Genomic DNA, 24,867 nt, shown 5'->3' on the forward strand with positions numbered 1-24,867 from the left:
ATTCGTTTATCGCTAAGGCAGATCAGTATTTAATGGGCAGCGATGTCATAATGGGTAACAAGAGATGTTACAATAATACAGTCGCTTGGTAATGTTTCACTGCTAATAAAAACTATTAATATGCTACTTAGTTATTGAGTTGCTATTGAGTTTTTTTGGCCTGCACTCAGCTCATAAAACTCAACTTGATTATTTTTTTTCGCAAATCCTTTATGGAACTTACTATAACTGTCTTACCAAGATTTATCTAATTTATGATAGTTATCTTTAGTATTTTTATAGGTTATAATGCATGTATAACAGTATGTTGCGATAGGTGAATTGGGTTATACCTAGCGATTGGTATAGCAAGATCAATAAAAAATTGTAAGACTAGTGCTGTTATAAACCGCAATCTGTCATCACAGCATTAACTATTACAGTACTAGCCATTACAGCATTGAGAATACCAAACTTGCAGTAGTACTTATTCAAAAGCCAAGAGAAATAGATATGAATTTGCAGCGGGTTGATTTAAATTTATTAGTCCATTTAGATGTGTTGCTACGAGAAAAAAACGTCACTCGCGCAGCAGAGCAGCTTGGTATTACCCAGCCTGCCATGAGTAATATTTTGCGGCGTTTACGCAAGTTATTTAATGATCCGCTACTGGTGCGCTCATCTGAAGGTATGACACCGACTGAGCGCGCCCTTGAGCTACAGCCGCGTATTCGGGAGATACTCGCTGACCTGACTCAAGTCCTAGAGCCGCGTACTGAGTTCCGTCCTTATAGTACGTCACGTGTGTTTCGTATCATGACCTCAGACTATGCCGAAGCGACCTTGGTACCCAAGCTCGTAAAAGCGCTACGCTCTGAGGCGCCCAATGTTATTTTGGACTTTTTGACCCCATCAGATGTCTCTTATCGTGATATGGAGCAAGGGCGTGTTGATTTGGCAATCAACCGTTTTAATGAGATACCGCAAAGCTTCCATCAGGTGCTGGTATGGCGTGATACGTTTAGTTGTCTATTATCTTCTGAGAGTCCTTATGCCAACCGTTTTAATCTAAAAAATTATCTAAAAGCGCAGCATGTCTGGGTATCTAAGACAGGTATGGGAGTGGGCTTCGGTGTTAATCCAGAAAAATCAGGTGGACTTGGATCAATCGATCAGGCCTTGCAGCGCCTTGGGCAAAAACGCCAAATTAGTGTGTTTACTCGTCATTATCAGATGCCAGCCATGCTTGCAGCAAATAAAGATTTGATAGCAACATTGCCCACCCGTGTGGCGAGAATGCAAGCCAACAACGACAGCATTATGATGGAAGATCCGCCGTTTTTTATTCCTGAATTTGAGCTGACGATGGCTTGGTCACCACTGCTGCAGCATCATCCGGCGCATCGATGGTTACGTCAGCTCATCATGCATGTAGCACGCCAAGTAGTAGCTGAAGAAGAAAACCCACCACAGGAAATACCGGTTATCAACCATCTGTTTTAAAAACTCGATTGTTCTATATAGACCAGCCACTAGGCTGGTCTTTTTGTTTAGATCTGCTATAAAGTCTTTTCTAATATTTAGCCGTTCTTAATAAGACGGTCACACTCTTAACATCTTCAACACACTTTACAATATATTGTAAAACTCTTCGCCGTCCACACTTGGTAATATATCTGCAGATAGAGAACGAGTGATTAACGAACGCCGCTATCGATGTAACAATAAATAATTAAAAATCAAAAGTAGCACTGCTACTAAATACAGAATAACCAAGCACATAAAACTATACAAACACATAAAATCAAATAACAAGGACAATAATATGTCAGATATTACTACTGTAAACCCCGCTACTGGTGAAGACATTAAAAACTACGACTACATGAGTAATGAAGAAGTCAACAAAATTGTTGAGGCTTCTCATAATGCGTTTTTAGAGTGGCGTAATGTGAGCCACGAAGAGCGTGGACGTATTATCAAAACTATCGGTGACAAACTGATGGAGTATAAAGAAGAGTTGTCTAAGCTCATGACTGAAGAGCGCGGTAAGCTATATAGCCAAAGCGTACAAGAGTTAGGTCTGTGCAAAGCGATTTGCGACTACACAGCTGAAAATGGTGTTGCTTCTTTAGCTGATGATGTACGTGATATCGAAGGCATGAAAAAAGGTCTTGTGACATATCAACCGATTGGTATCATCTATGGTATGCAGCCTTGGAATTTTCCAGCGTATCAGGTGTTCCGTTATACGATTGCTAACCTGATGGCTGGCAACAGTGTATTGCTAAAACATGCTTCTAACGTCACTGGCTCAGGTTTATTGATTGAAAAGATTCTTCATGAATCAGAATTACCAAATGATTTATTCCGCACCATCTTGATTGATCATGATCAATCAGAAGAGCTAATCGGAAACGATAAAGTACGCGGTGTGACGCTGACTGGTAGTGATGATGCCGGCCGTATCGTTGGACAACAAGCAGCCAAAGCAATCAAAAAAGCTGTATTAGAGCTTGGTTCTAACGATGCTTTCATCGTTTTAGAAGATGCAGACATAGATACCGCTGTGGAAACTTGTACTCAAGCTCGCTTGATCAACAATGGTGAAACTTGCGTAGCAGCGAAGCGTTTCATTGTAGTTGACAGCGTATATGATGAATTTCGCAAGCGTATCGTAGAGAAGTTTGAAGGTACCAAATCTGGTGACCCAATGGATGACAGTTCAGACATCGGTCCATTAGCACGTGCAGACTTGCGAGATCAGCTGCATGAGCAAGTAGAACAAAGTGTAGCGAAAGGTGCAACGATTGCCGTTGGTGGTAAAGTACCAGAAGGTAAAGGTAGCTTCTATCCAGCAACTATCTTAGAAAATGTCGAGAAAGGTCAGCCTGCCTATGACGACGAATTATTTGGCCCTGTAGCATCACTAATTCGTGCCAAAGATGAAGACGACGCAATGCGTATTGCTAACGACAGTCGTTACGGCCTAGGCGGCGCAATATTCTCAAAAGACGAAGAAAAAGCAGTGCGCTTGGCTCGTGAGCAGTTCGATACAGGTATGGTCTATGTCAATGGCTATGGCTTAGCAAATCCTGCACTACCATTTGGTGGCGTAAAAGATTCAGGCTACGGTCGTGAGCATGGTGGATTTGGTATCAAAGAGTTTGTTAACATTAAAGCAGTTCATGTATTTTAAAATGCCGTGTAAGCGTGATAAGCGATCATTTATGATTTAGTTTGTAAATGGTCATCAAAAAAAGCCCAGTGACTCATAATGAGTGACTGGGCTTTTCTTTATGTAATTCAAAAGTAATAGCTCAAGTAATTGATATTATTATATATCAATGCACCAACATTCTTATTCGTCAATGAGTAATTGCAATGGTAGGGTTGGTAAATATTGCTTAGCTTGTGATGAAGTATTATTTACTTCAAGGGATAATACATTCTTTGCCAGTAGTAATATCGTCCACGGTAGTAGCTGATGCTCAAGCTTCTGTACCCGTGACTGTAAACACTCCGCTGTATCACTGTTACCGACACTTAGTACTGCTTGCGTCAGCACTTGACCTGCATCCAGCTCGGCTGTCACTTTGTGAATACTACAGCCATGATAACGATCACCCGCTTGTATGACTCGTCTATGAGTCTCTAAACCTTTATAAACGGGAAGTAGAGATGGATGTAAATTAATCATGGGTGCTGGTACATTATCGATAAATGAACCGCTCAATACCCGCATAAATCCAGCCAAAACAATCAGATCTGGTTGCCATGCGACAAGCTGCTCATTGGCATGGGCTTCAAAGGTCTTGATGCCCATGCGTTTGCCACTCGCAACGTGCGACAAAACAGCAACTGGAATATTGGCATCTTTAGCACGTGTCAATGCATAAGCATCTTCGCGATTACTAATGACGCCGACAATTTCTATCGGTAGCGCACCTGCTTGCATAGCATCTATCAGCACTTGTAGGTTACTACCACTCCCTGATACCAAAACAGCAATACGTAATGGCTTGATAGGCTGGCTTGTCTGATCAATAGACATTAACGGTATACCACCGCATCCGCTTGGTCATCAGTGCTACGTTTGATCATTTCACCCAATTGCCAAGCGTTTTCGCCAGCGTCAGTCAATGTCTTGATAGCTGCTTCTGCTTTGTTTTTAGGAACGACAATGACAAAACCAACGCCGCAGTTGAATGTGCGGTACATTTCACTTTGCGCGATATTACCTTGGGTCTGTAGCCAAGTGAACAGTTCTGAGAACTGCCAGCTGTTTGTATTAATGCTGGCCGCTAGGTCATCAGGCAATACGCGTGGTAAGTTATCTGTTAAGCCGCCACCTGTGATATGTGACATCGCATGAAGCGCTGAGCTACCAAGAGTATCTTGTAGCGCCTTGATGGCTTTTACATAGATACGAGTAGGCGCCATGAGAGCGTCTTGAATAGGCTGACCATCTAATTGCTCATCGCTATTGGTCACGTCAACACCGCTGACTTCGATAACTTTTCGTACCAGTGAATAGCCGTTTGAGTGTGCGCCACTCGAGGCAAGTGCAATCAGTACATCACCTTCTACGACATTTTCACCAGTGACGACTTCTGCTTCTTCAACCACGCCCACACAAAATCCAGCGAGATCATAGTCGTCGTCTTGGTACATGCCTGGCATTTCAGCAGTTTCACCACCGATGAGCGCACAGTTAGCTAGTTTGCAACCATCACCAATACCAGTCACAACCGTCGCCGCAACATCGACATCCAGCTTGCCAGTTGCATAATAATCTAAAAAGAATAATGGCTCTGCACCGCAAACCAATAGATCATTGACGCACATCGCGACCAAATCAATACCAATAGTGTCATGACGGTTGAGTTGTAATGCTAGTTTTAGTTTGGTGCCCACGCCATCAGTACCAGAAACTAATAGTGGCGAGGTATAACCTGTTGGGATACGGCACAACGCACCAAAACCGCCAAGTCCACCCACGACTTCAGGACGAGTAGTGGCTTTTGCAACGGACTTGATACGCTGAACCAAAGCATCACCTGCATCGATATCAACGCCGGCGTCTTTGTAGCTTAAAGAAGGCTTGTCACTCATAGTCATCTCACAGTTGGGGGTAGATAATTGGGATTAAAAAGTAAGGGAGTCAATCACGCTACAATCAGCGCTATAAAGTTTAAAGGCAAAGTTTACAAACAGTGGGCGCATTATACCCAAAAATAGACCGTACTCGCAAAGCAACTTACCGATATTTGGCTAAGTTTTGCATTAAGTGGCAAATAAGTTGCTAAGAAACAAAAAATGACTGATTCTTCGTTGGATTCTGCGATAATAGAACGCTAAATTTATTGCTAATGATTGTCTAAATGATGATTTAAGTATCATTAGTATGTCAGTCGATGAGCACCAAAGAATACACAGCCATATCAAAAAAATCTTGTTAAAGATGCTCGTCGATTACATACCGAGTTCTTTGACCAAAAAGTACACAATCATTTAATAAATCGCTGTTGTCTCAAGCTTTGTCACTATCTCAAACCCGCTTAATAATAGGAGCATCCAGCATGATGAATCAGTCAATAGATCCTTTTTTTCGACGTTTATTCATTGTCGTGGTTCTGGTGGTGGCTGTATTCCTCTTATATCTAATGCTGCCTGTGATTGTGCCATTCATCTTTGCCTTTATGCTCGCTTACTTATTTAATCCTTTAGTAAAGCGGCTATCGAGATATCTTAAGCGGTGGGTTGCGATTATTATTGTCTACTCGACGATCACATTGGGCATGGCGCTATTATTATGGTGGTTGATACCGACATTATGGAGTCAGCTGCAAGCGGCCTGGGATTATCTGCCTAAGATATTTAATTGGTACAACCAAGTTGTGCGAGAGTGGTTTAATAGCAATACTCGTGTCCAATTGCCTCAATTACAGTCTAAAGAGTTCTCTGATACATTGGTTGACTATATGCAAACGAATTATAAGTTCGCTGATGCCAGTACCATGATGAGCCAAATTTTAACGTCAAGTATGAATTTCATTAACAATGCAGGCCTTATTGTATTGGTGCCGATTTTGACCTTTTACTTCCTGTTTAATTGGGATCAGCGTTTGCATACATGGAAGATGGCCATACCAGGACCTTATTGCAAGCAAGTTATTGGTATCGCAAAAGAATGCGATCAAGCATTAATGGCTTTTATCAAAGGTCAGTTGTTGGTGATGGTACTACTGGGTGCTATTTATGCGATACAGTTACAGCTCATTGGGTTGGAGCTTGGTCTTATTATCGGTATGGTAGCCGGTATCGCTAGTTTTGTGCCTTACTTAGGTTTTGGTATCGGGTTTATCGCCGCTATCATTGCCTGCTTATTTCAGTTTGGGCTCAACTGGACATATTTGTCATTGGTTGTTGGGGCGTTTTTGGTTGGACAAGCCGCAGAAGGCTATATTCTGCAACCATTGCTATTAGGTGATAAGATTGGACTATCACCACTATGGGTCATATTTGCGGTATTAGCAGGGGCAAGTTTATTGGGTTTTGTTGGTATGTTAATTGCGCTACCTGTATCTGCTGTCTTGAATGTATTGTTCCGCCATTTGTATGCCCATTATCGTACGACTGACTTTTATAGAGGTCGCAAGCAGCTGGCGTTGTTTGAAAAGAAGTAAATACTATAGCGTTGGATGTTCCGGATAAATAGGGTGTAAATGATCATAGCGTTATGATATAGCCATAATCGACAAGGCTGAGTAGGTAAAAGACTTGTCAGTCATTTTGCAAATATGTTATATATAGGCGCAGTGTTGATAGTATCAGTCGCTACGATAATCGTTTCATAAAGATTGAATTTCATTAGTGGCTTTTTCATCATCATGTTTTTAGTCATTGAATTGACCTATCAAAAAACTATATTTATCACATACATTTATACCGGATGGCGCCAATAGCACTTAATGTAGTGTTAAAGCAGTTTATCCTTTTTCTATTGTACTTTTATATTGCGCTACGCAACACGAGTTGATGATTCATGGCAGAAGCACAGCTAAGTCTCAATCTGGACATTAAGCATGATGCAAGTCTCAGCGACTTTGCCGGTCCTGGTTGGATGTCTATTATTGATGCAGTACGGCAGTTACATGTCGGCCTGATTGGTCAGCTATATCTGTTTGGTAGCCCTGCCACAGGTAAGTCTCATCTGCTTTCTGCTATTTGCGAATCGTTTATTGAGATGGACAAGTCAGCAATCTGCTTGTCGCTTAATGAGTTGATCCATACCGATGTCCATGTACTATCTTCTTTAGAAAACTTTGATCTTATTGCTATCGATGATTTAGAAGTGCTTGAGCAAAGCAGTCAATGGCAAGAAGCCTTATTCCATCTGATCAATCGTAGCCGCGAGGGGCAGCGTCAGCTGTTGTTTGCTGCCAATAAACCTGCTGATGATTTACCCTTTCAATTGAGGGATTTGTTGACGCGTCTGGCACAAGCGCCTACCTTTAAAGTGCCTACTGGGCATGATTTGGCAGACAGGCAAGCGTTGCTACAGTCTATCTTGCGTCGACGCGGTTGGCAGTTTGATGATCGAATCATTGATTATTTATTGACAGAAGGTCCACACCGGATTGGTGCGATGATGGACGTGCTCAACTACATTCAGCCAATGTTCTCTAATCTTGGGCGTAGCAATATATCAAAAGCAGTGATAAGTGATGCGCTCAAAACGATCGATGAGCAGACGCTTGCAGCAGAGCTTGCTGATATCGCTCAAGAGACACAAGTAGATAACGAGACAACGGATCAAGATCAACATACAATGCCGCTTGATTTTTAGTATTTATAATTTTGGTAGTCAGAATTTTAGCAGTCAGAACACGAATAACCGTAAGAATACGAATTGTTTATCCAACATGCTTTTACTATTAATGGAACGCCTTATGAAATCGAATATTTCTTTGCTAAAAAAATTAACTATTGGGTCGTTATTGGTAGGTGCCACTTCGGTCTCTATGACGTCACAGGCAGCAGTGACAGTATTGGTTGATGACAATATCAAAGTCACTGCCATTAATGGACAGGAAATCAAACAGAGTGCGTTTCAGCCACTAACGAAGACATTTACACTCCAGCCAGGTCAGCATGCAATCACGGCTAAATATGACCGTTTGTATAACTTACCTCGTGACGAGCATGACTACCTACGTTCGGGCAATGTCAGCGTGACTGCACAACTGGCTGATAACCAGACGTATCGTTTGACCATGCCTAATCAGCCAGAGGACTATGAGGCAGCCAAAGATTATGCCAATCAGCCAACGCTTGCTATACAACAAAATAATACGGTTATCGCCAGTCAACAAGGCATGGTTGGTAACAAAGGCGGCTTATTTTCAGGTCTGGGTAAGGCAATAGGTGGAGTGTTCGGCGGTGCAGGCGATGCTGAGTTACAGAACCAGCGCGCGATTGCATCATTGGATCAGCCAGTTGTAAGAACCAACAATACTGCTAATACAAGCACGACGCCTGCTGTCCAGCAAAGTGCAAATGTAAGTACGTCTACTAATACATTGGATGCATTTATGCAAGTATGGCTACAAGCAACGCCTGCAGAGCGTGAAAAAATGCGTCAATGGATGCAAAAATAAACTTCTTCTTTCATAATTTAGACAATAAAAAAGCACCTAATAAGGTGCTTTTTTATTGTCTAAATTATGATAGTTATTTAGTTCAATAAAAATTAATCGTTATTAACATTAACCCAAAAATGCATTGTACATCCATACCAACTTTTCTTGTTCTTGTACGTAGGCATCTACAAGGTCAGCCGTACCCTGGTCATCACTTTCTGCTGCTAATGAAGATACTTGGCGCTGTTCAGTGATTAGGGCTTGCAAACCGTTTACTACGCCTTTTACACAAGTTGTGCCATCTTTGACGTTTTTGTCTTCACTGATGCTAGTATATTGAGAAAAATCACTATAAGCATGTAGCGGTGTGCCGCCTAGGGTCAAAATACGCTCGGCAATTTCATCAATCTGTAGTTGTAAAGCAGTATATAGCTCTTCAAATTGAGGATGCAGCGTAAAAAAGTGCTCACCTTTCACATTCCAGTGGTAACCACGTACATTCAAATAAAATACATGGTATGTCGATAGTAAGTTATTTAGTTGTACAATAACTTCGCTCATGTCTGATTTTTCTAAGCCGATCTGGTTAGTAGCATTGTTAGAATTACTCATAGTATTATCCTTATAATGTGAGTGTTGTGATACGTAATAAAGAAGAGTTTTGGTAGCTTAAATCAATAGAGATCAGGTTGGTAGAAAAAGTGGTTCAATTCTACTGATCACTGTTCATACCAGCTATTTCTCTATGTCTGTCTTCTTTTGATGCTTATAATAGTAGCAAACTATAATTAATAAGTTAAATTTAATAAATGCAATTTTACGATTGGTTTTATAAAAGTAAAATCAAATTTCTCTATCGTTGTCCTAAACGATAGAGAGCCCTAATTACAGCTATGCTGGTGGCTGCAAGTTTTCAGGGTTCAATCCTTTCACAGGAACCACTTCTTGTAGATGTTGACGAACAGTGTCGATTGGAAATTTCTGCGCTTGCAAGCGTTTCGGTACGATTTGGCTGCCTTGTTGACCTTTCAACTCAAACATCATAAAGATATAGTCGTCAGTCTCATCCCAGCTTTTGATAGCAGTCCAAGGAATAACGGCTTGTTGAGTTGCGCCTGCACGCATCTGCATACCGCGCATTTGTGAGTTTTTCATCATATCAGGTTGGTTGCTTGGCATTGCCATAACTAAACCATGCTTTTGTACACCCAGCTTCATCTGACTCATCTCATCTGGCATTTCCTGATCGGCGACTTGTTTTTCAAACTCTCTTTTTACATACCATTTGAAACCCAACGTACGAGCCAATAGATAAATCACTACACCAACGAGCATTAACCAAAATATAATGGTTGAGTAGCCGGTCACAAAGATGAGTCCTGCAATGGCAAGTATCACAACCACTGCCATAATGATCCATTCTTTGGTCTTAAAGCTTGATAAACCAAAAGAAGGGCTGGCACTGGCAAACAGTTCATACTGTGCTTGGTGAAATTCCGCCTCAGTCAGATTTAAGGCGACAGGTTGGAGCGTGTAAGGGTACAGGGCCATAAAGGTTTCTCAAATACTTGTGTTAAAAGTGTTGGGTTTGTATCGCCAAAGCCGAGCTATGATGCGCCACTTGGCTGGAGGCGAATAAAGGTATGCGCTTATCTTACCGAAAAGTACTCTTAAATGAAACATATAAGCAAGGCTGTTCGCTGATAGGGGTGATATTAATGATTTTATAAGGGTAAGCGAGGGGCGTTTAGGTCGGTCAAACCTTTGAATATGATCCTGAGATAAATGCAACCTGCTAACCATAACGGAAATGGTCGCTCAAAAATAAACCTACAGCCGCCAAAAATGACCAAAACATGGTCAAATCTGCTGGGTCTTGGTATTATAGCGGCTACAAGATATGTTGGTACAAGACATAACGCCATAGCCCGTTGTCACAAAGACAGTGATAGCGAGACGTTGGGCAACTATTATATTAATAAACCTTTTATTCACCTTTAGTGTTACAGGCAACTACTATGATTGATCCGAAACTCTTACGCGGCGATTTGAGCGACCTACAGCAGCAGCTAGCCACCCGTGGTTATGAGCTTGATATGGCGTTCTGGCAGACGATTGAAAACGAGCGTAAGTCGCTACAAGTTAAAACTGAAGAGTTGCAATCGCGCCGTAACGCGGGTGCTAAGCAAGTAGGTGCTCTAAAAAAATCAGGCGAAGATGCCAGTGAGCTATTGGCTGAGATGCAAAGCGTTAGCGGTGAGATCAAAGCTGCGGAAGACGAGCTACGTACGCTACAAGAGCGCATCACTCAAGCAGCGCTACAGATTCCAAATATTCCGGCGGCGGATGTACCAGTCGGTACGTCAGAAGATGATAACGTAGAAGTGCGCAAATGGGGCACGCCGCGTACGTTTGATTTTGAAATTCAAGATCATACTCATATCGGTGAGACGCTTGGTATGCTGGACTTTGAGGCAGCGACCAAGTTGACTGGCAGCCGTTTTAACGTGCTAAAAGGTCAATTGGCGCAGCTGCATCGTGCACTGATTCAATTTATGCTCAACACCCATACCATGAAGTACGGCTATCTTGAGACCTATGTGCCTTATATCGTTAATAGCGATAGCTTAAAAGGTACGGGTCAGTTGCCTAAGTTTGAAGATGATTTGTTTAAGCTAAGCAATCATACGAATAATGATGAGATGGATTTTTATTTGATCCCAACCGCTGAAGTACCAATGACCAACTTGGTACGCGGCGAGCGTTTGGATATCAAAGAGCTGCCGCTAAAACTCACCGCACATACGCCATGTTTCCGTAGTGAAGCGGGCTCGCACGGGCGTGATACGCGCGGTCTGATTCGTCAGCATCAGTTTGAAAAAGTAGAAATGGTCAATGTTGGCACCGCAGAGCAATCTGATGACCTGTTAGAGGCAATGACAGGACAGGCCGAATATATCTTGCAGCAGCTTGAGTTGCCATACCGTACTGTACAACTCTGTACCGGCGATATGGGTTTTGCCGCACAAAAGACCTATGACATCGAAGTATGGCTACCAAGCCAAGATACCTATCGTGAAATCTCTAGCTGCTCTAACTGTGGTGATTTCCAAGCGCGCCGTATGGGTACGCGTGTCAAAGATGGCAAGCAAACCAGCCTTGCGCACACCCTAAACGGTTCAGGTTTAGCGGTTGGCCGTACGCTACTAGCAGTGATGGAAAATCATCAAAACGCTGATGGCAGCATTACGATTCCAGAAGTATTGCGTCCGTTTATGGGCGGTGCTGAGACTATTTCAGTTTAATAAATTGACTATAAGTAATGAGCTGCTTGTCACTTAGGTCACTCGCAGCTTGTTGCTGATAACTTAAATTAAGACCTATAACTGTCTATCGGTTAACAAAACTGATGTGAGTCATTGCTAAATAGAAACGGTATTGTCACCGCATTTTTGGCTAGGCTCATAGCAAATATGTTAATATTGCATTTTTATTTTATAGCCTATCCATTGAGGACGCCTGTCGCGTTTTTGATGGATTATCCTCTGAGTAAACTCTCCTCTTATCTTTATACTACTCATTCGAATATTAGGACACTCTATGCCAGCTCCAATTAGCGAACGTAAACTAGCCAATGCCATCCGTGTACTGTCGTTTGACGCGGTTCAAAAAGCCAACTCTGGACATCCGGGTGCGCCAATGGGTATGGCTGATATTGCCGAAGTTTTATGGCGCAAATTTTTGAAGCACAATCCAGCAGATCCTAATTGGCACAATCGTGATCGCTTTGTACTGTCAAACGGTCATGGCTCGATGCTCATTTATTCATTGCTACATTTATCGGGCTATGATGTCAGCGTTGATGACCTAAAAGGCTTCCGTCAGCTGCATTCAAAAACTCCAGGCCATCCTGAACTTGGTTACACGCCTGGTGTCGAGACGACCACTGGTCCACTAGGACAAGGTATTGCTAATGCCGTTGGTTTTGCAATCGCAGAAAAAACCCTAGCCGCACAGTTCAACCGTGACGGTCATAACATCGTCGATCATCATACCTATGCGTTCTTGGGCGATGGCTGCTTGATGGAAGGTATCAGTCATGAAGTTTGCTCACTGGCTGGCACGTTGGCGCTTGGCAAGCTGGTATTCTTCTATGATGACAATGGAATCTCTATCGATGGTAACGTCGAAGGCTGGTTCACAGATGATACTGAAGCGCGCTTTGAGTCATACGGCTGGCAAGTGATCAAAGTTGACGGTCATGATACTGATGCAATCACGCAAGCGACTGAGCAAGCGATTGCAGAGACTACCAAGCCAAGTCTAATTATTTGTAAAACCACGATCGGTGCTGGTAGCCCTAACAAACAAGGTCTAGCCGCCAGTCATGGTGCACCACTTGGTGATGACGAAATTGCCTTGACTCGTGATGCGCTGTCTTGGAAGCATGCCCCATTTGAATTAGATGACGAAATCTATGAAGCGTGGGATGCTAAAGCCAAAGGCGATGTACAGCAAAAGAATTGGGACGCGGACTTTGAAGCATATAAAAAAGCCTATCCAGAGCTTGCAGCAGAACTATCACGTCGTCTAAATGGTGAATTGCCTGCTGACTTTGACAGCCAAGCACAGGCCTATATTCAGCAAACTCAAGAAGCGGGCGGCGATGTCGCTAGTCGTAAAGCCAGTCAAAATGCAATCAATAGCTTGCAGCCATTATTGCCAGAACTATTGGGCGGTTCAGCCGACCTAGCTGGCTCAAACCTCACGCTATTCAAAGGCGCTAAAGGCATCGAAAAAGACGCTGATGGTAACTATATCTATTACGGTGTACGCGAGTTCGGTATGACTGCGATTGCCAATGGTATTGCATTGCATGGCGGCTTTATCCCTTACGTAGCGACGTTCCTGATGTTTATGGAATACGCACGTAACGCGGTACGCATGGGCGCACTCATGAAGCAGCGTGTCATCCATGTCTATACGCATGACTCTATCGGTCTGGGTGAAGACGGCCCAACGCATCAGCCAGTTGAGCAATTGACTAGCCTACGTACCACGCCGAACCTACGTACATGGCGTCCGTGTGATGCAACTGAATCTGCTAGTGCTTGGGTAGAAGCAATCAAATCAGAAAACAACCCATCAGCGTTGATCTTTAGCCGTCAGAGTCTGCCACACCAAGCACGTGATAGCGAGCAAGTAGCGAACATTACCAAAGGCGGTTATGTACTGGCAGAAGAGCAAGGCGAGCTACAAGCCATCATCATCGCTACTGGTTCAGAAGTTGGCCTAGCGATGGAAGCGTATGAGGCGTTGAGCGCAAACGGTGTTGGTGTCCGTGTAGTGTCTATGCCATGTGCAGAGATTTTCGTTGAGCAAGATGCTAGCTATCGTGAAGCGGTATTGCCTACCAATATCCGTGCTCGCGTCGCAGTCGAAGCGGCACATGTAGATTATTGGTATAAGTTCGTTGGTTTAGATGGCAAAGTCATCGGTATGACGACTTATGGTGAATCTGCTCCAGCTAGCGATCTATATAAAGAGTTTGGTATCACGACTGATGCTGTGATCGAAGCGGTAAATAGTTTGGTGTAATAGACCTAACTGAGTTAGTATCGAAGGAAAAGCCATCAGAGAAATCTGGTGGCTTTTTTTATGGCTTAATCTTTGGCTTTTCTTTTGGTCTGCTTCCGTCAATATGGTTATCTGTAAAATAACAGCTGCAATTAAAGCCAAAAAGCGTTTTAGGGCGACTATTTTGTGATAAATTAGTCTAAAATCAGGTTTTAATTGAACTTTGTATACTAATTAGCACATCATTACTTTAAATAAGCTTTAGGATGATTTATGAAAAATATTGCGATATTGACTTTAATCTCTCTTATATTAGCCCCTTTCAGTGCTATTGCTGGTACAGGTGAAGCCAAAGGAAAGTCCATCTGTACTAAAGTCTACTCGCTAGATAAAAAGCAGTTTAAAAGTATGCCTTGTACTTATACTGGAAGAGTAGGTGCAAGCCAAAGTTATGGAATTATGGAGTTGAGGTTTAAATTATCTAATGGTGATATATATTCTACAGTAGACAATCTTTGGTTTGAACAAAGTGATGAAGGTGAGCGGCTATGGCAAGAATCTGATATTTCCGTAAATCGCAGTCCAGCAGAAATTTTATACCTGCAACCAATAACCCTAAAAAAAATATCTGAATCAAAAATAAATGATCTTGAAAGCTCTAAGTTATTGCAATGCTTCAAGCCAATTGATAGTTCCACAGCTTTTTGTATACCGTATGAATTGGTATCAAGTATTGGCTAGTCATTGGATTGCAGTGTATAAAATTACTGAGTTAAGACTAAAATACATTGAACAATTTAAGCTGTAGTTGACAGTCAAATGGCGCAATAGTGAGAGTAGGCTGGGTGAAGTCTACGATATTTATCAGTATTGAAAAGTAAAAATTCAATTCAGTGGTTATTACAAACTTCATTTAATCCACACATTATTACCACTATTACTAGATAAAAAACAATGTCCCTAAAATCCACCTTTAAAGGCTTCTTAGGCGAGACCGTCATCAACGTCGCCATGTGGCTAAAGCTTGAAAAAGATGTTTATCACCGTTTAAACGGTATTACCTTGCCGAGAGACAAAGATGGCAGTACCCAAATCGACCATATTATCGTTTCTGTATACGGCATCTTTGTGATTGAGACCAAGAACTATAAAGGCTGGATATATGGTAGCGAGAAGCAAAAACAGTGGACACAAGTATTCCCAAATGGCAGCAAATTCAAATTCCAAAATCCATTGCGCCAAAACTACTTGCACATTAAGACACTGGCTGATTTGTTGGGATTGGATCTGAGTTACTTTCACTCGATGATTGCTTTCATTGGTGAATGTGAGCTGAAAACCCGCGATGAGTTGCCCGAGCACGTATTGACAGGTGGTATGGTCTCTTATGTAAAGAAGAAACAAGATAAGCTACTGACTGAAGACGAGGTTACATCCATTGTTGAGCAGATTAATAGCAATAGATTTAGTAAGTCTTGGCGCACCAATCGAGAGCATAAAGCCTATCTAAAAGACAAGCATAGCAATCCAAGCCAGAATACGAATAAGCAGCCTAGCGGTAACGCTAATGATAAACCAGTTGCTGTTGCTAAAGTGGCTAATAAGCCTACACCAGAGCCGATAGTAAAAGAGACCGCTAAACGAGCTATTCTAAAAAGCAGAGAAGTGCAGCGATGGTCGGGTCAAACTGAGATCGAATCTAAAGATTTATCAATTGATAGTATGGATACTCAGCAAGCAGACACTCAGCAGACAATTACACCACATGATATGGCTAATAAGGTTTTCCTTACGCCATTTGAAAGTATAGAGTCTGAATCACAAATGGATGAGCCTGAGTTACTTAAGGCGGCAGACAACGCCGCTGATATCGACCAAGCACCAACCTGCCCAAGATGTAATGGTGAGATGGTTGAACGCACTGCGAAAAAAGGCGCACGCCAAGGACAGTCCTTTTATGGGTGCGCGCAGTTTCCTAAGTGCCGAGGCGTGGTGAATGTAGCTTAACTGTTAGTCATCTCAACCATATATCTCTTCCAAACGTAAACAAGCGACCAATCGACCATCCCATTCGCGCAGTTGTGGCTCTACTTCGCTACATTGCTGCTTGGCATAGGGGCAGCGTTTATGTAGTGCGCAGCCGCTTGGTGGGTTAAGCGGACTTGGTAGCTCACCTTGCAGGGTTAGATCATTTTTATGACCATTTACCGTGGGTGCAGCAGCCAATAACGCGATGGTATACGGATGTTTTGGCGCATTATAAATTGCTTCTTTGGGGCCATGCTCGACGGCCTGACCTAAGTACATCACCATGACATCATCAGCGACATGGCGTACTACCGATAAGTTGTGCGAGATAAAGACGTAGGCAGTACGATACTCATCCTGCAAATCCATAAATAGATTCAAGACTTGCGCTTGAATCGACACATCGAGCGCGGAAGTTGGCTCATCAGCGACGACAATTTTTGGATTGAGCATCATGGCGCGGGCGAGGGCAATTCGCTGCCGTTGACCACCCGAAAACATATGCGGAAAACGACCAGCATGTTCAGGACGTAGACCTACGTTTCTCATCATCTCGTTTATCTTGTCGCGCTTCTCTTCTTTGGACAGTTTGGTATGAATATCCAATGGTTCAGTCAATTGATAGCCAATGGTATGGCGTGGGTTCAAGCTCCCATACGGGTTTTGGAAGACCATTTGTATTTCAGTACGCAACTCTTTTAGCGCCTTTCTACTATAGCCCGTAGTGCCTTCATCATTGATAAATAGCTCGCCCTGCGTAGGCGCTTCGATCAATGTTAGCTGGCGGGCAAGGGTTGATTTGCCGCAGCCTGACTCACCAACAACTGCCAGTGTCTTACCAGCTTCAAGTTCAAATGAGACACCATTGAGCGCTTTCACGTATGCTTTTGCTTTGCCCAGACCTTGTGATACTGGGTAATGCTTGTGTAAATTGTCTGCTTTTAAAACCACTTTATTACTCATACTTGTGACTCCAAAGTAGCAGTGTGAGAGGTAGACGTGCGAGAAGAAGGATCAGCATGAATACAGCGTACTTTGCCATTCGGTGTATCCAAAATAGGCGGTGGCACATCACACGCGGATTCTTTATACGGGCAGCGTGGAGACAATAGGCAACCCGTTGGGCGATCGTATTGACTGGGCACAACCCCTGGTAAGCTATTCAGACGGTCTTGACCGATAGCCAGCTCAGGGATGGCTTGTAATAGAGCCTCTGTATAAGGGTGTGCAGGATGTTGGAAAATCTCTGGCACGGTACTGGTTTCAACCACTTGTCCCGCATACATGACCGCTACATCACGCGAGTTTTGAGCGACCAGACCCAAATCATGAGTGATTAGTACCATTGCCATTTGTTTTTCACGTTGCAAACGGCTCAGTAAGTCCATGATCTGCGCTTGTACGGTGACATCAAGCGCAGTGGTCGGCTCATCGGCGATCAGTAGTTTTGGCTCACAAGCAAGCGCCATTGCAATCATAACCCGCTGACTCATGCCCCCTGATAGCTGATGCGGATAGACCTTGAGACGGTTTTTGGCGTCAGGCATCTCGACCAGTTCTAACAGCTCTAATATACGTGTTTGTACGGCCGAGCCGCGCAAACCAAGATGCTTGCGCAGAACTTCACCCAATTGCATTTCAACAGTAAAGCTTGGATTAAGACAAGACATGGCGTTTTGAAAGATCATAGAGATGTCTTTACCAATGATGCCGCGTCTCTGTTTCGGCGGCATACCGAGCATGTCTTTACCATCAAACATCACCCGCTTGGCACGCACGCTGGCAGACGGTGGCAGTAGTCCCATCAGCGCCATCATCGTGACCGACTTACCTGAGCCTGACTCTCCTACGACAGCGATGACCTCACCTTGAGTAATTTTTAACGACACATCATCCACTGCGCGAAAGGCACGCACACCTTGTCCAAAAGTGACAGACAGATTTTCGATATCTAACAGCAATGGTGAGTCTTTTGTTGATGCGCCATTCATAGACGTGTGGTTGGTAGGTATTTTAATTAATGATTCAGTCATGTTAGGTCACCTGTTTGAGTTTAGGGTCTAGCGCGTCACGCAAGCCATCCCCCGTCAAGTTGATCGACAATGCTGCTAAGAAAATAGCGACACCTGGCCAAATAGCGAGCCAAACATTACTTTGAATATACTGACGAGCCGTACCGAGCATCGCGCCCCATTCAGCATCTGGTGGCTGTACGCCAAAGCCTAAGAAACCAATCGCACCTGCTTCTAAGATAGCAGAGGAGAAGATCATCGTTGCCTGCACGATAAGCGGTGCCATACAGTTGGGCAGAATGGTCACGAACAGTAGACGCAGTACGCCAGCACCCATGACTTGTGAGGCAATAAAGTACTCGCGCTGAAGCTCTACCATCGCGGTGGCGCGAGTCAGACGAATAAAGGGCGGTGTACAGACCAGTGCAATCGTGATAATTGTATTGGTCATAGAAGGGCCTAAGATAGCGGCAATAATGATGGCCAAAAGCAAGCTGGGATAGGACATCAAAATATCATTAACCAGCATGACCGCCTTGCCCCAAACCTTTGGCCAAAATGCGGCACTAAGTCCTAAAGAAATACCGACCAGCATAGCAAGGGTGGTCGCGCTCAAACCGATAAACAGTGAATAACGCGCGCCATACATCACTCGCGACAAGGTATCTCGGCCAGCATCATCAGTACCTAGCCAAAACATCGTATTGCCACCATCCAAAAAAGCAGGGGGCAATTGCTCTTGACCGGTAAATAGCTCATAAGGGTCATGGGGTGCAATGGCGGGCGCGAGTATGGCAACAAGCACCATTAGTGCCAGTACGATAAAACCAAGCACCGCGCCTTTGTTTCGGCAAAACGTCGACAAAAATAGCTGCCAAGAAGATGGCGGTGTGGCGGCCATAAGCTTGACATCGGAGGGGAGAACAGAAGGCTTCATGAGCAGTTCCTATAGTGGCTAGTGCATTAGATTTTTAGGCTTCTTTTTCTAACAATCATTAGAAATTTACTACAAACCTTTAAAACCAAATAAGCGCTAATCCTCACTATTTATAATATGTGTATTTATCACTGTTGATTTAAGACGTATGTCGAATGCGTGGGTTGATCAGACCATACAAAATATCAATAAATAAACTGACCAAAATCAGGGCGGTGGCGACCAGTAGAATACCGTTTTGTACAATTGGATAGTCACGTGTGAAGAACCCATCGAGTAACCAGTTGCCAACACCTGGCCAACTAAAGATTGTCTCGGTAATGATCGCACCTGCGAGCAATGTTGCCATCTGTAAGCCAACAACTGTAACGACAGTGATTAACGCATTACGCATGACGTGTACCAGTATCACGCGGCGCGGTGACAAGCCTTTGGCACGCGCGGTACGTACATAGTCTTCATCTAACACCTCTAGCATCGCAGAGCGCGTCATCCGCGCTATCATCGCTAACGGAATGGTCGATAGCGCAATAGAAGGCAGGATGAAGTGTTTGACCACATTCCAGAACGCACCAGGCTCGCCAGATGTCAGGGAACCGAGTAGCCATGAGCCATATAGCGGCTGCACATCCAAAAACTGTGCGACAGAGATCACCCCAGCGACAGGTAAAAGTCCTAGGTAGTGGGCAAATATGCCAGTCAAAATAGGCCCCAGCAAATAAATGGGCATAGAATAGCCTGCCAGTGCCCCTGACATGAGTGTGTAGTCAATCCATGTGCCACGGCGTAGCGCTGCAAAAATACCCAAACTTATCCCAACGACGCTAGCAATGACAATAGCGCATAGCGCCAGCTCTAACGTGGGCACAAAGTGTGCAAAGAAGTCTTGCAGTACAGGGGTACGGGTACGGAAGGACTGACCGAAATCACCTGTCAAAATACCCGTTAGGTAGTCCCAATACTGGGCGATGAGGGGTTTATCTAGTCCCAGTCTCTCTAGCGCGCGAGCGTGTAGCTCAGGGTCGACCATACGCTCACCCATCATAATCTCGACTGCATCTCCAGGGACGAGGCGAATTAGAGTAAAGGTGGATAGGGTGAGACCAAGATAGACAGGTATTAGGATGGCGATGCGACGTAGAATATAAAGTAGCATGGGCTGCTCAATAGTTGTGGTTCGATGATTAGAAAATTAGCAGTGATGAGCGTATTCGTGACCAAGTATTTAACCCATATTATTGATATCATTCATATAAGTGCGGCTGGGGCAGAGTATCTGACCCAGCCGAATATCAATAAATAAAAATATTAATGAATTAAAAGTGCTTGTCATACAAGGACGTAATCAGCCAAGGTTATTCAACTTTTACGCCATCGAAGCGTATTGAGCCAAGTGGGCTAATCTTATAGTCGACAACGTTTGGTGCAGTGAATACGGTTACGACCGAGTGTGCCATTGTCGTCCAAGGAAGTTGTTCTTTGAAGATTTGCTGTGCTTGCTCATATTCAGCGACACGCTCGTCTTGATTATTGATCTGACGGGCATTGGTCACTAAGCTATCAAAGTCTTTATTACACCAGCGTGAGTAGTTATTGCCACCCACAGCATCACAAGACAGTAATGAGCCTAGCCAGTTGTCTGGGTCACCATTATCACCGGTCCAGCCAGCTAGAATGACATCAGGCTCGCCTTTAGCAGCGCGCTTGAGGTATTCGCCCCACTCATAAGTGACCAGCTTGGTATCGACACCGATCTTAGCCCAATCTGCTTGTAGCATCTCAGCCATCAGCTTGGCATTTGGGTTATATGGTCGTTGGACTGGCATATACCATAGGTCGATAGAAAGATTGTCTGCACCAGCTTCTTTAATCAGGGCCTTTGCTTTTTCGACGTCATAAGGCGCATCTTTTAGAGACTCGTCATAGCCCCACTGTGTTGGTGGCATTGGATTGGTCGCTTTGAGACCTTCACTTTGATAAACCGCGTTGATAATCGCGTCTTTATTCACAGCCATATCTAATGCCTGACGGACTCTTAGATCACTAAGCTGAGGTTTTTCAACGTTGTAACCAACATAGCCCACGTTGAAACCAGGTTGGTCGAGAACCGTGGCCTTGCCAGACTGTTTGACAGATTCAATCTCGGCAGGTTTTGGATAGGCCGATACATGACACTCACCAGCTTGTACTTTTTGAGCACGGACTGCTGAGTCTTTAGTGATGACAAACACAAGATTATCGATATGAATATCGTCTTTATTCCAGTAGTCTGGGTTTTTGGTATAACGAATTTGTGCGTCTTTTTGATAAGAGGTAAAGACAAATGGTCCTGTACCAACTGGTTTGGTATTGATATCAGCGGCATTACCAGCTTCCATCAGTGTGTTTGCATATTCAGCAGAGTTGATGTAAGCGAATGGCATCGCTAGGTTCTGTAAAAATGGGGCGTTGGTTTCGCTCAGGGTAATTTTTACCGTGTAGTCATCGACCTTTTCGATATCAGAGATAATATCAGGTAGCCCCATGCCAACAGAATAAGGGAATTCAGCAGGATAAGATTTATTAAATTCAAAGTCTGGGTCGGTGATACGCTCTAGCGTAAAGACAATGTCGTCGGCATTGAAATCGCGAGTCGGGGTAAAGTAATCAGTTTTACCGAATTTAACGCCTTTACGTAGGTTGAACGTATAGGTTTTGCCATCTTCGCTAATCTCCCAGCTCTCAGCTAACCCTGGCTGAATCTCAGTTTCCGCTCTTTTAAACTCTACCAAACCGTTATAAATAGGGAATGCACTCGCATCAAAATCTGTACCCGAAGTATACTGCGCCGGATCAAAACCAGCAGGGCTACCTTCTGAACAATAAAGCAAAGTCTTGGCAGCTTTTGCATCAGAGCTGGCAGCAGAGTCATCAGTGGTTTTATTGTCTCCACTACAGGCACTAACGCCTAAGATGAGTGTCGTCAACAGGGTAAGTTTAAAGAGAGATTTTTGCATTATTACATCCTATGTAGTGATAGGTAGTCACTTATGATATCCAGATAGTGGTGTTCAACTACGGATACCATGAGCAAGCGTTTGATGACCTTGGAATGTTTATTTATATATTTTCGTATATACAAAAAGAAACATATTATGGGTTGTTATAACTTTAATTTATATCGATAGAAACTAAAAATATAAACAAGTTGTTCGAATATACTCTCTTAATCTGCAGTAGTGCAAGCTATAAATGAACTAATTTTGATAATAATTGCATCATTATGCTGTCAATAGCACTAATTTAGTAGAATATGCTAAATTTTATTGATTTTTGTCTATACATTTAATTTGTGCCAAAAAGTGATTAAGATCCAGTGTTATATGATTTTTTACTAAATACAGACGACGAGAAATAAACTGGTTACGTACATCTGACGTAACCAGTTATGACATGTTTTTAAGGTAATTATCTATGTGACGACATTATCTTTAGCTATATTTTATGCAGAGATATTTTTGGCATGATCATGAGTTGCCTTGATAAGGTCTGCTATTTTTTCGGCAATCATAATCGTCGGTGCGTTGGTGTTGGCACTGATAAGCGTTGGCATCACTGAGGCATCAATAACCCGTAGTCCTTTTACACCGCGCACTTTTAGCGCCAAGTCAACCACCGAGCTATCATCTGAGCCCATCCGGCAGGTGCCTACTGGATGGTAGATGGTGTCAGATTTATTGCGGATATAGCCGAGCATGCCATCTTTTTCGAGATAGGGGGCAGGGTAGTCTTCTGTAATATACTTGGCGAGTGCTGACTCTTGCATGATGGCTCGAGTACGCTCGGCGCCTGCCACCATCTGCTCAACGTCTTTTGGATGTGAGAGGTAGTTTGGATCGATCAAGACGGCAGCAGAGGGATCCGCTGAGTCCAGTCTTACCGTACCGCGACTCTCAGGTCGTAAGTAGCAGCTATGGCAAGAGACCGCATAGCCACGCCTGAGGTCTCGACCATGCTCAATCACACGTGAGATGACAAAATGCAGCTGAGTGTTTGGCCACTCTTTTGGCGCATCACCCACACTAAAGAACGCACCTGCTTCTGCATAGTTAGTAGAGAGTATGCCTGTACCGTCCTTTCTCCATTGGCGAATGCTTTTGGTCAGTGTCGAGAGTGCTGCTATACCGATACCGATGACATCCGTAGTATTGACCTCGTAATCAAAGACCACATCTAAATGGTCTTGTAAATTACCGCCAACTTCAGGGGCATCTACTATGACCTCAATACCATGAGACTGTAAATGCTCGGCGGGACCAATACCTGAGAGCATAAGGACCTTAGGTGAACCGAATGCACCACCTGACAAGAGAACTTCGTGACGTGCCAGAACCGTGTGCTCCACACCGTCTTTTTCGTAGACAACACCAGTCGCTTGATCGTCTTCAATAATGACACGATTGGCTTGGGCATGTGTGATGACAGTTAGGTTTGAGCGGTTTTGTACGGGATGTAGATAGGCGGCAGCCGCGGAGCAGCGTTGGCCTTGTTTTTCACCATGGAAGTGAGTGACCTGATATAACCCTGCACCGTCTTGTTTTTCGCTATTGAAGTCTTTGTTATGGTCCAAACCGTTCGCTATAGCCGCCTCTACAAAAGCCTTTGAGATGTCTCGCGGGCTGAGCAGATCGCTGACATGCAGTGGTCCACCATCGCCATGTAAGTCATCGCTACCATGGACGTTGTTTTCAGCTTTTATAAAGTAAGGAAGCACATCATCAAACCCCCAGCCAGTACAGCCTTCTTCTACCCAGCGCTCGTAATCTAGTTTGCTGCCGCGTGTGTAGATCATGGCATTGATTGCTGATGAACCGCCTAGGCATTGCCCACGTGGTTGAAAACCTTTACGGTTATTAAGATGCTTTTGGGGCGTGGTATGAAAGCACCAGTTGTTCAGTTTGAGCGGCTTGCCCGGCACCATCAGAATCAGTCCGGCAGGTACGCGTACAGCCAGATCTTTCCCATCACCGCCGTACTCCAATAAGCAGACACTGATATCTGGGTTTTCGGTCAGACGGCTTGCAAGTACACAACCTGCCGAGCCACCGCCCACAATGACGTAATCAAATGTTTTGTCAAATTCCATTTTATATTCCTTATAGCATCCATGCTAATTAAAATAGGCTATGCTTTACAGTATCTATTATTTTGCTGAAATAATAAAATAAAAATGACTCGGCGGTGTCTGTGTATATAGATAGGGTATAACAGTTCATACGGCAGCGTTGGGTGCATGGCGTAGTGTTGATGTCATATCATCTTGTTTCAAATAATCTTTCATCTTGTCCCCAATAGTCTCATACCGCACAGACCTCTGAGCGTACGATGAAGCGCTTGCCTTCAGGTATCTCTAGCGAAAAACTCGCGCCGCGCCCATTGACGACATCAATAGTGAGGTCGGTATGTTGCCATAAGTTGTACTGCGCGCGCCCCATGTAAAATGGACAGCCAGCAAGCTTGCCAACCAGCACATCTTGACCGCCTACCTTGAACTCTCCTAGTGGATAACACATCGGCGAGCTACCATCACAGCAGCCACCTGATTGGTGAAACATCAGCTCACCGTGCTTGGACTTCAATAGCGCAATCAACGCCTCACACGCTTCTGTTGCCATAATTTTCATCATTAACTCCTCATATTTCCTCTATC

General features: G+C 43.8%; 20 protein-coding genes. 9 read left to right on the top strand and 11 right to left on the bottom strand.

Annotated elements, in window-relative coordinates; all coding sequences use genetic code 11:
* Nucleotides 1–492 precede the first annotated feature (492 nt).
* Together AC5JP1_RS00530 and AC5JP1_RS00535 are read left to right on the top strand one after the other, a co-directional pair.
* On the top strand, nucleotides 493–1,482 hold the full coding sequence (locus AC5JP1_RS00530) for a LysR family transcriptional regulator (protein WP_102078583.1): 990 nt from the start codon (nucleotides 493–495) through the stop codon (nucleotides 1,480–1,482).
* 322 nt (nucleotides 1,483–1,804) lie between these two features.
* The gene (locus AC5JP1_RS00535) at nucleotides 1,805–3,178 is read left to right on the top strand and encodes an NAD-dependent succinate-semialdehyde dehydrogenase (RefSeq protein WP_493842720.1); all 1,374 of its coding nucleotides are present in this window, start codon (nucleotides 1,805–1,807) and stop codon (nucleotides 3,176–3,178) included.
* A 162-nt stretch (nucleotides 3,179–3,340) separates the two neighbouring features.
* Here AC5JP1_RS00535 and purN read toward each other — a convergent pair whose 3' ends face one another.
* Nucleotides 3,341–4,033, bottom strand: coding sequence for a phosphoribosylglycinamide formyltransferase (gene purN, locus AC5JP1_RS00540; protein ID WP_319051253.1), 693 nt, complete (start codon nucleotides 4,031–4,033; stop codon nucleotides 3,341–3,343).
* The gene (purM, locus tag AC5JP1_RS00545) at nucleotides 4,033–5,094 is read right to left on the bottom strand and encodes a phosphoribosylformylglycinamidine cyclo-ligase (RefSeq protein ID WP_493842721.1); all 1,062 of its coding nucleotides are present in this window, start codon (nucleotides 5,092–5,094) and stop codon (nucleotides 4,033–4,035) included. Before purM ends, purN begins: the two co-directional genes overlap by 1 nt.
* Nucleotides 5,095–5,561: 467 nt before the next feature.
* On the opposite strand from purM, the gene AC5JP1_RS00550 reads away from it, so the two are divergent.
* The 3 genes from AC5JP1_RS00550 (at nucleotide 5,562) to AC5JP1_RS00560 (ending at nucleotide 8,642) form a co-directional block, all read left to right on the top strand.
* Complete coding sequence (locus tag AC5JP1_RS00550) at nucleotides 5,562–6,668, top strand: AI-2E family transporter (protein WP_319051251.1); 1,107 nt, start codon at nucleotides 5,562–5,564, stop codon at nucleotides 6,666–6,668.
* A 359-nt stretch (nucleotides 6,669–7,027) separates the two neighbouring features.
* Nucleotides 7,028–7,831 (top strand): DnaA regulatory inactivator Hda, encoded by an 804-nt coding sequence (gene hda / locus AC5JP1_RS00555; protein ID WP_319051250.1) that lies wholly within the window; start codon nucleotides 7,028–7,030, stop codon nucleotides 7,829–7,831.
* Nucleotides 7,832–7,934: 103 nt separating this feature from the next.
* Nucleotides 7,935–8,642: a DUF2057 family protein gene (locus AC5JP1_RS00560; RefSeq protein ID WP_493842722.1), complete on the top strand. Its 708-nt coding sequence runs from the start codon at nucleotides 7,935–7,937 to the stop codon at nucleotides 8,640–8,642.
* Nucleotides 8,643–8,750: 108 nt separating this feature from the next.
* On the opposite strand, the gene AC5JP1_RS00565 is transcribed toward AC5JP1_RS00560, so the two are convergent.
* Both AC5JP1_RS00565 and AC5JP1_RS00570 read right to left on the bottom strand, forming a co-directional pair.
* Nucleotides 8,751–9,236, bottom strand: coding sequence for a Dps family protein (locus tag AC5JP1_RS00565; protein ID WP_493842723.1), 486 nt, complete (start codon nucleotides 9,234–9,236; stop codon nucleotides 8,751–8,753).
* Nucleotides 9,237–9,515: 279 nt separating this feature from the next.
* Nucleotides 9,516–10,175: a YcxB family protein gene (locus tag AC5JP1_RS00570; RefSeq protein ID WP_493842724.1), complete on the bottom strand. Its 660-nt coding sequence runs from the start codon at nucleotides 10,173–10,175 to the stop codon at nucleotides 9,516–9,518.
* Between the two features lie 467 nt (nucleotides 10,176–10,642).
* On the opposite strand from AC5JP1_RS00570, the gene serS reads away from it, so the two are divergent.
* From serS to AC5JP1_RS00590, 4 genes are all read left to right on the top strand, one after another.
* Entirely contained in the window at nucleotides 10,643–11,929 is a 1,287-nt protein-coding gene (serS, locus tag AC5JP1_RS00575) for a serine--tRNA ligase (protein WP_493842725.1), read from the top strand.
* Nucleotides 11,930–12,224: 295 nt separating this feature from the next.
* Nucleotides 12,225–14,222, top strand: a complete 1,998-nt coding sequence (gene tkt, locus AC5JP1_RS00580; protein WP_493842726.1) for a transketolase — start codon at nucleotides 12,225–12,227, stop codon at nucleotides 14,220–14,222.
* Between the two features lie 252 nt (nucleotides 14,223–14,474).
* Nucleotides 14,475–14,942: a hypothetical protein gene (locus AC5JP1_RS00585; RefSeq protein WP_493842727.1), complete on the top strand. Its 468-nt coding sequence runs from the start codon at nucleotides 14,475–14,477 to the stop codon at nucleotides 14,940–14,942.
* A gap of 213 nt (nucleotides 14,943–15,155) precedes the next feature.
* Entirely contained in the window at nucleotides 15,156–16,208 is a 1,053-nt protein-coding gene (locus tag AC5JP1_RS00590) for an NERD domain-containing protein (RefSeq protein WP_493842728.1), read from the top strand.
* A gap of 12 nt (nucleotides 16,209–16,220) precedes the next feature.
* On the opposite strand, the gene AC5JP1_RS00595 is transcribed toward AC5JP1_RS00590, so the two are convergent.
* The 7 genes from AC5JP1_RS00595 to AC5JP1_RS00625 form a co-directional block, all read right to left on the bottom strand.
* Nucleotides 16,221–17,192, bottom strand: coding sequence for a peptide ABC transporter ATP-binding protein (locus tag AC5JP1_RS00595; RefSeq protein ID WP_443526012.1), 972 nt, complete (start codon nucleotides 17,190–17,192; stop codon nucleotides 16,221–16,223).
* Entirely contained in the window at nucleotides 17,189–18,262 is a 1,074-nt protein-coding gene (locus AC5JP1_RS00600; protein ID WP_493842729.1) for an ABC transporter ATP-binding protein, read from the bottom strand. The genes AC5JP1_RS00595 and AC5JP1_RS00600 overlap by 4 nt, the downstream gene beginning before the upstream one ends.
* Before the next feature lies 1 nt (nucleotide 18,263).
* Nucleotides 18,264–19,178: an ABC transporter permease gene (locus AC5JP1_RS00605; RefSeq protein ID WP_319052179.1), complete on the bottom strand. Its 915-nt coding sequence runs from the start codon at nucleotides 19,176–19,178 to the stop codon at nucleotides 18,264–18,266.
* A gap of 139 nt (nucleotides 19,179–19,317) precedes the next feature.
* Nucleotides 19,318–20,334, bottom strand: a complete 1,017-nt coding sequence (locus AC5JP1_RS00610) for an ABC transporter permease (protein WP_319052180.1) — start codon at nucleotides 20,332–20,334, stop codon at nucleotides 19,318–19,320.
* A gap of 199 nt (nucleotides 20,335–20,533) precedes the next feature.
* Nucleotides 20,534–22,174, bottom strand: a complete 1,641-nt coding sequence (locus AC5JP1_RS00615; RefSeq protein WP_493842730.1) for an ABC transporter substrate-binding protein — start codon at nucleotides 22,172–22,174, stop codon at nucleotides 20,534–20,536.
* A 485-nt stretch (nucleotides 22,175–22,659) separates the two neighbouring features.
* Nucleotides 22,660–24,303 (bottom strand): GMC family oxidoreductase, encoded by a 1,644-nt coding sequence (locus AC5JP1_RS00620; protein ID WP_493842731.1) that lies wholly within the window; start codon nucleotides 24,301–24,303, stop codon nucleotides 22,660–22,662.
* Between the two features lie 211 nt (nucleotides 24,304–24,514).
* The gene (locus AC5JP1_RS00625) at nucleotides 24,515–24,841 is read right to left on the bottom strand and encodes a DUF779 domain-containing protein (protein ID WP_493842732.1); all 327 of its coding nucleotides are present in this window, start codon (nucleotides 24,839–24,841) and stop codon (nucleotides 24,515–24,517) included.
* Nucleotides 24,842–24,867: the final 26 nt, after the last annotated feature.

It is taken from the genome of Psychrobacter sp. H29 (genome assembly GCF_059073055.1).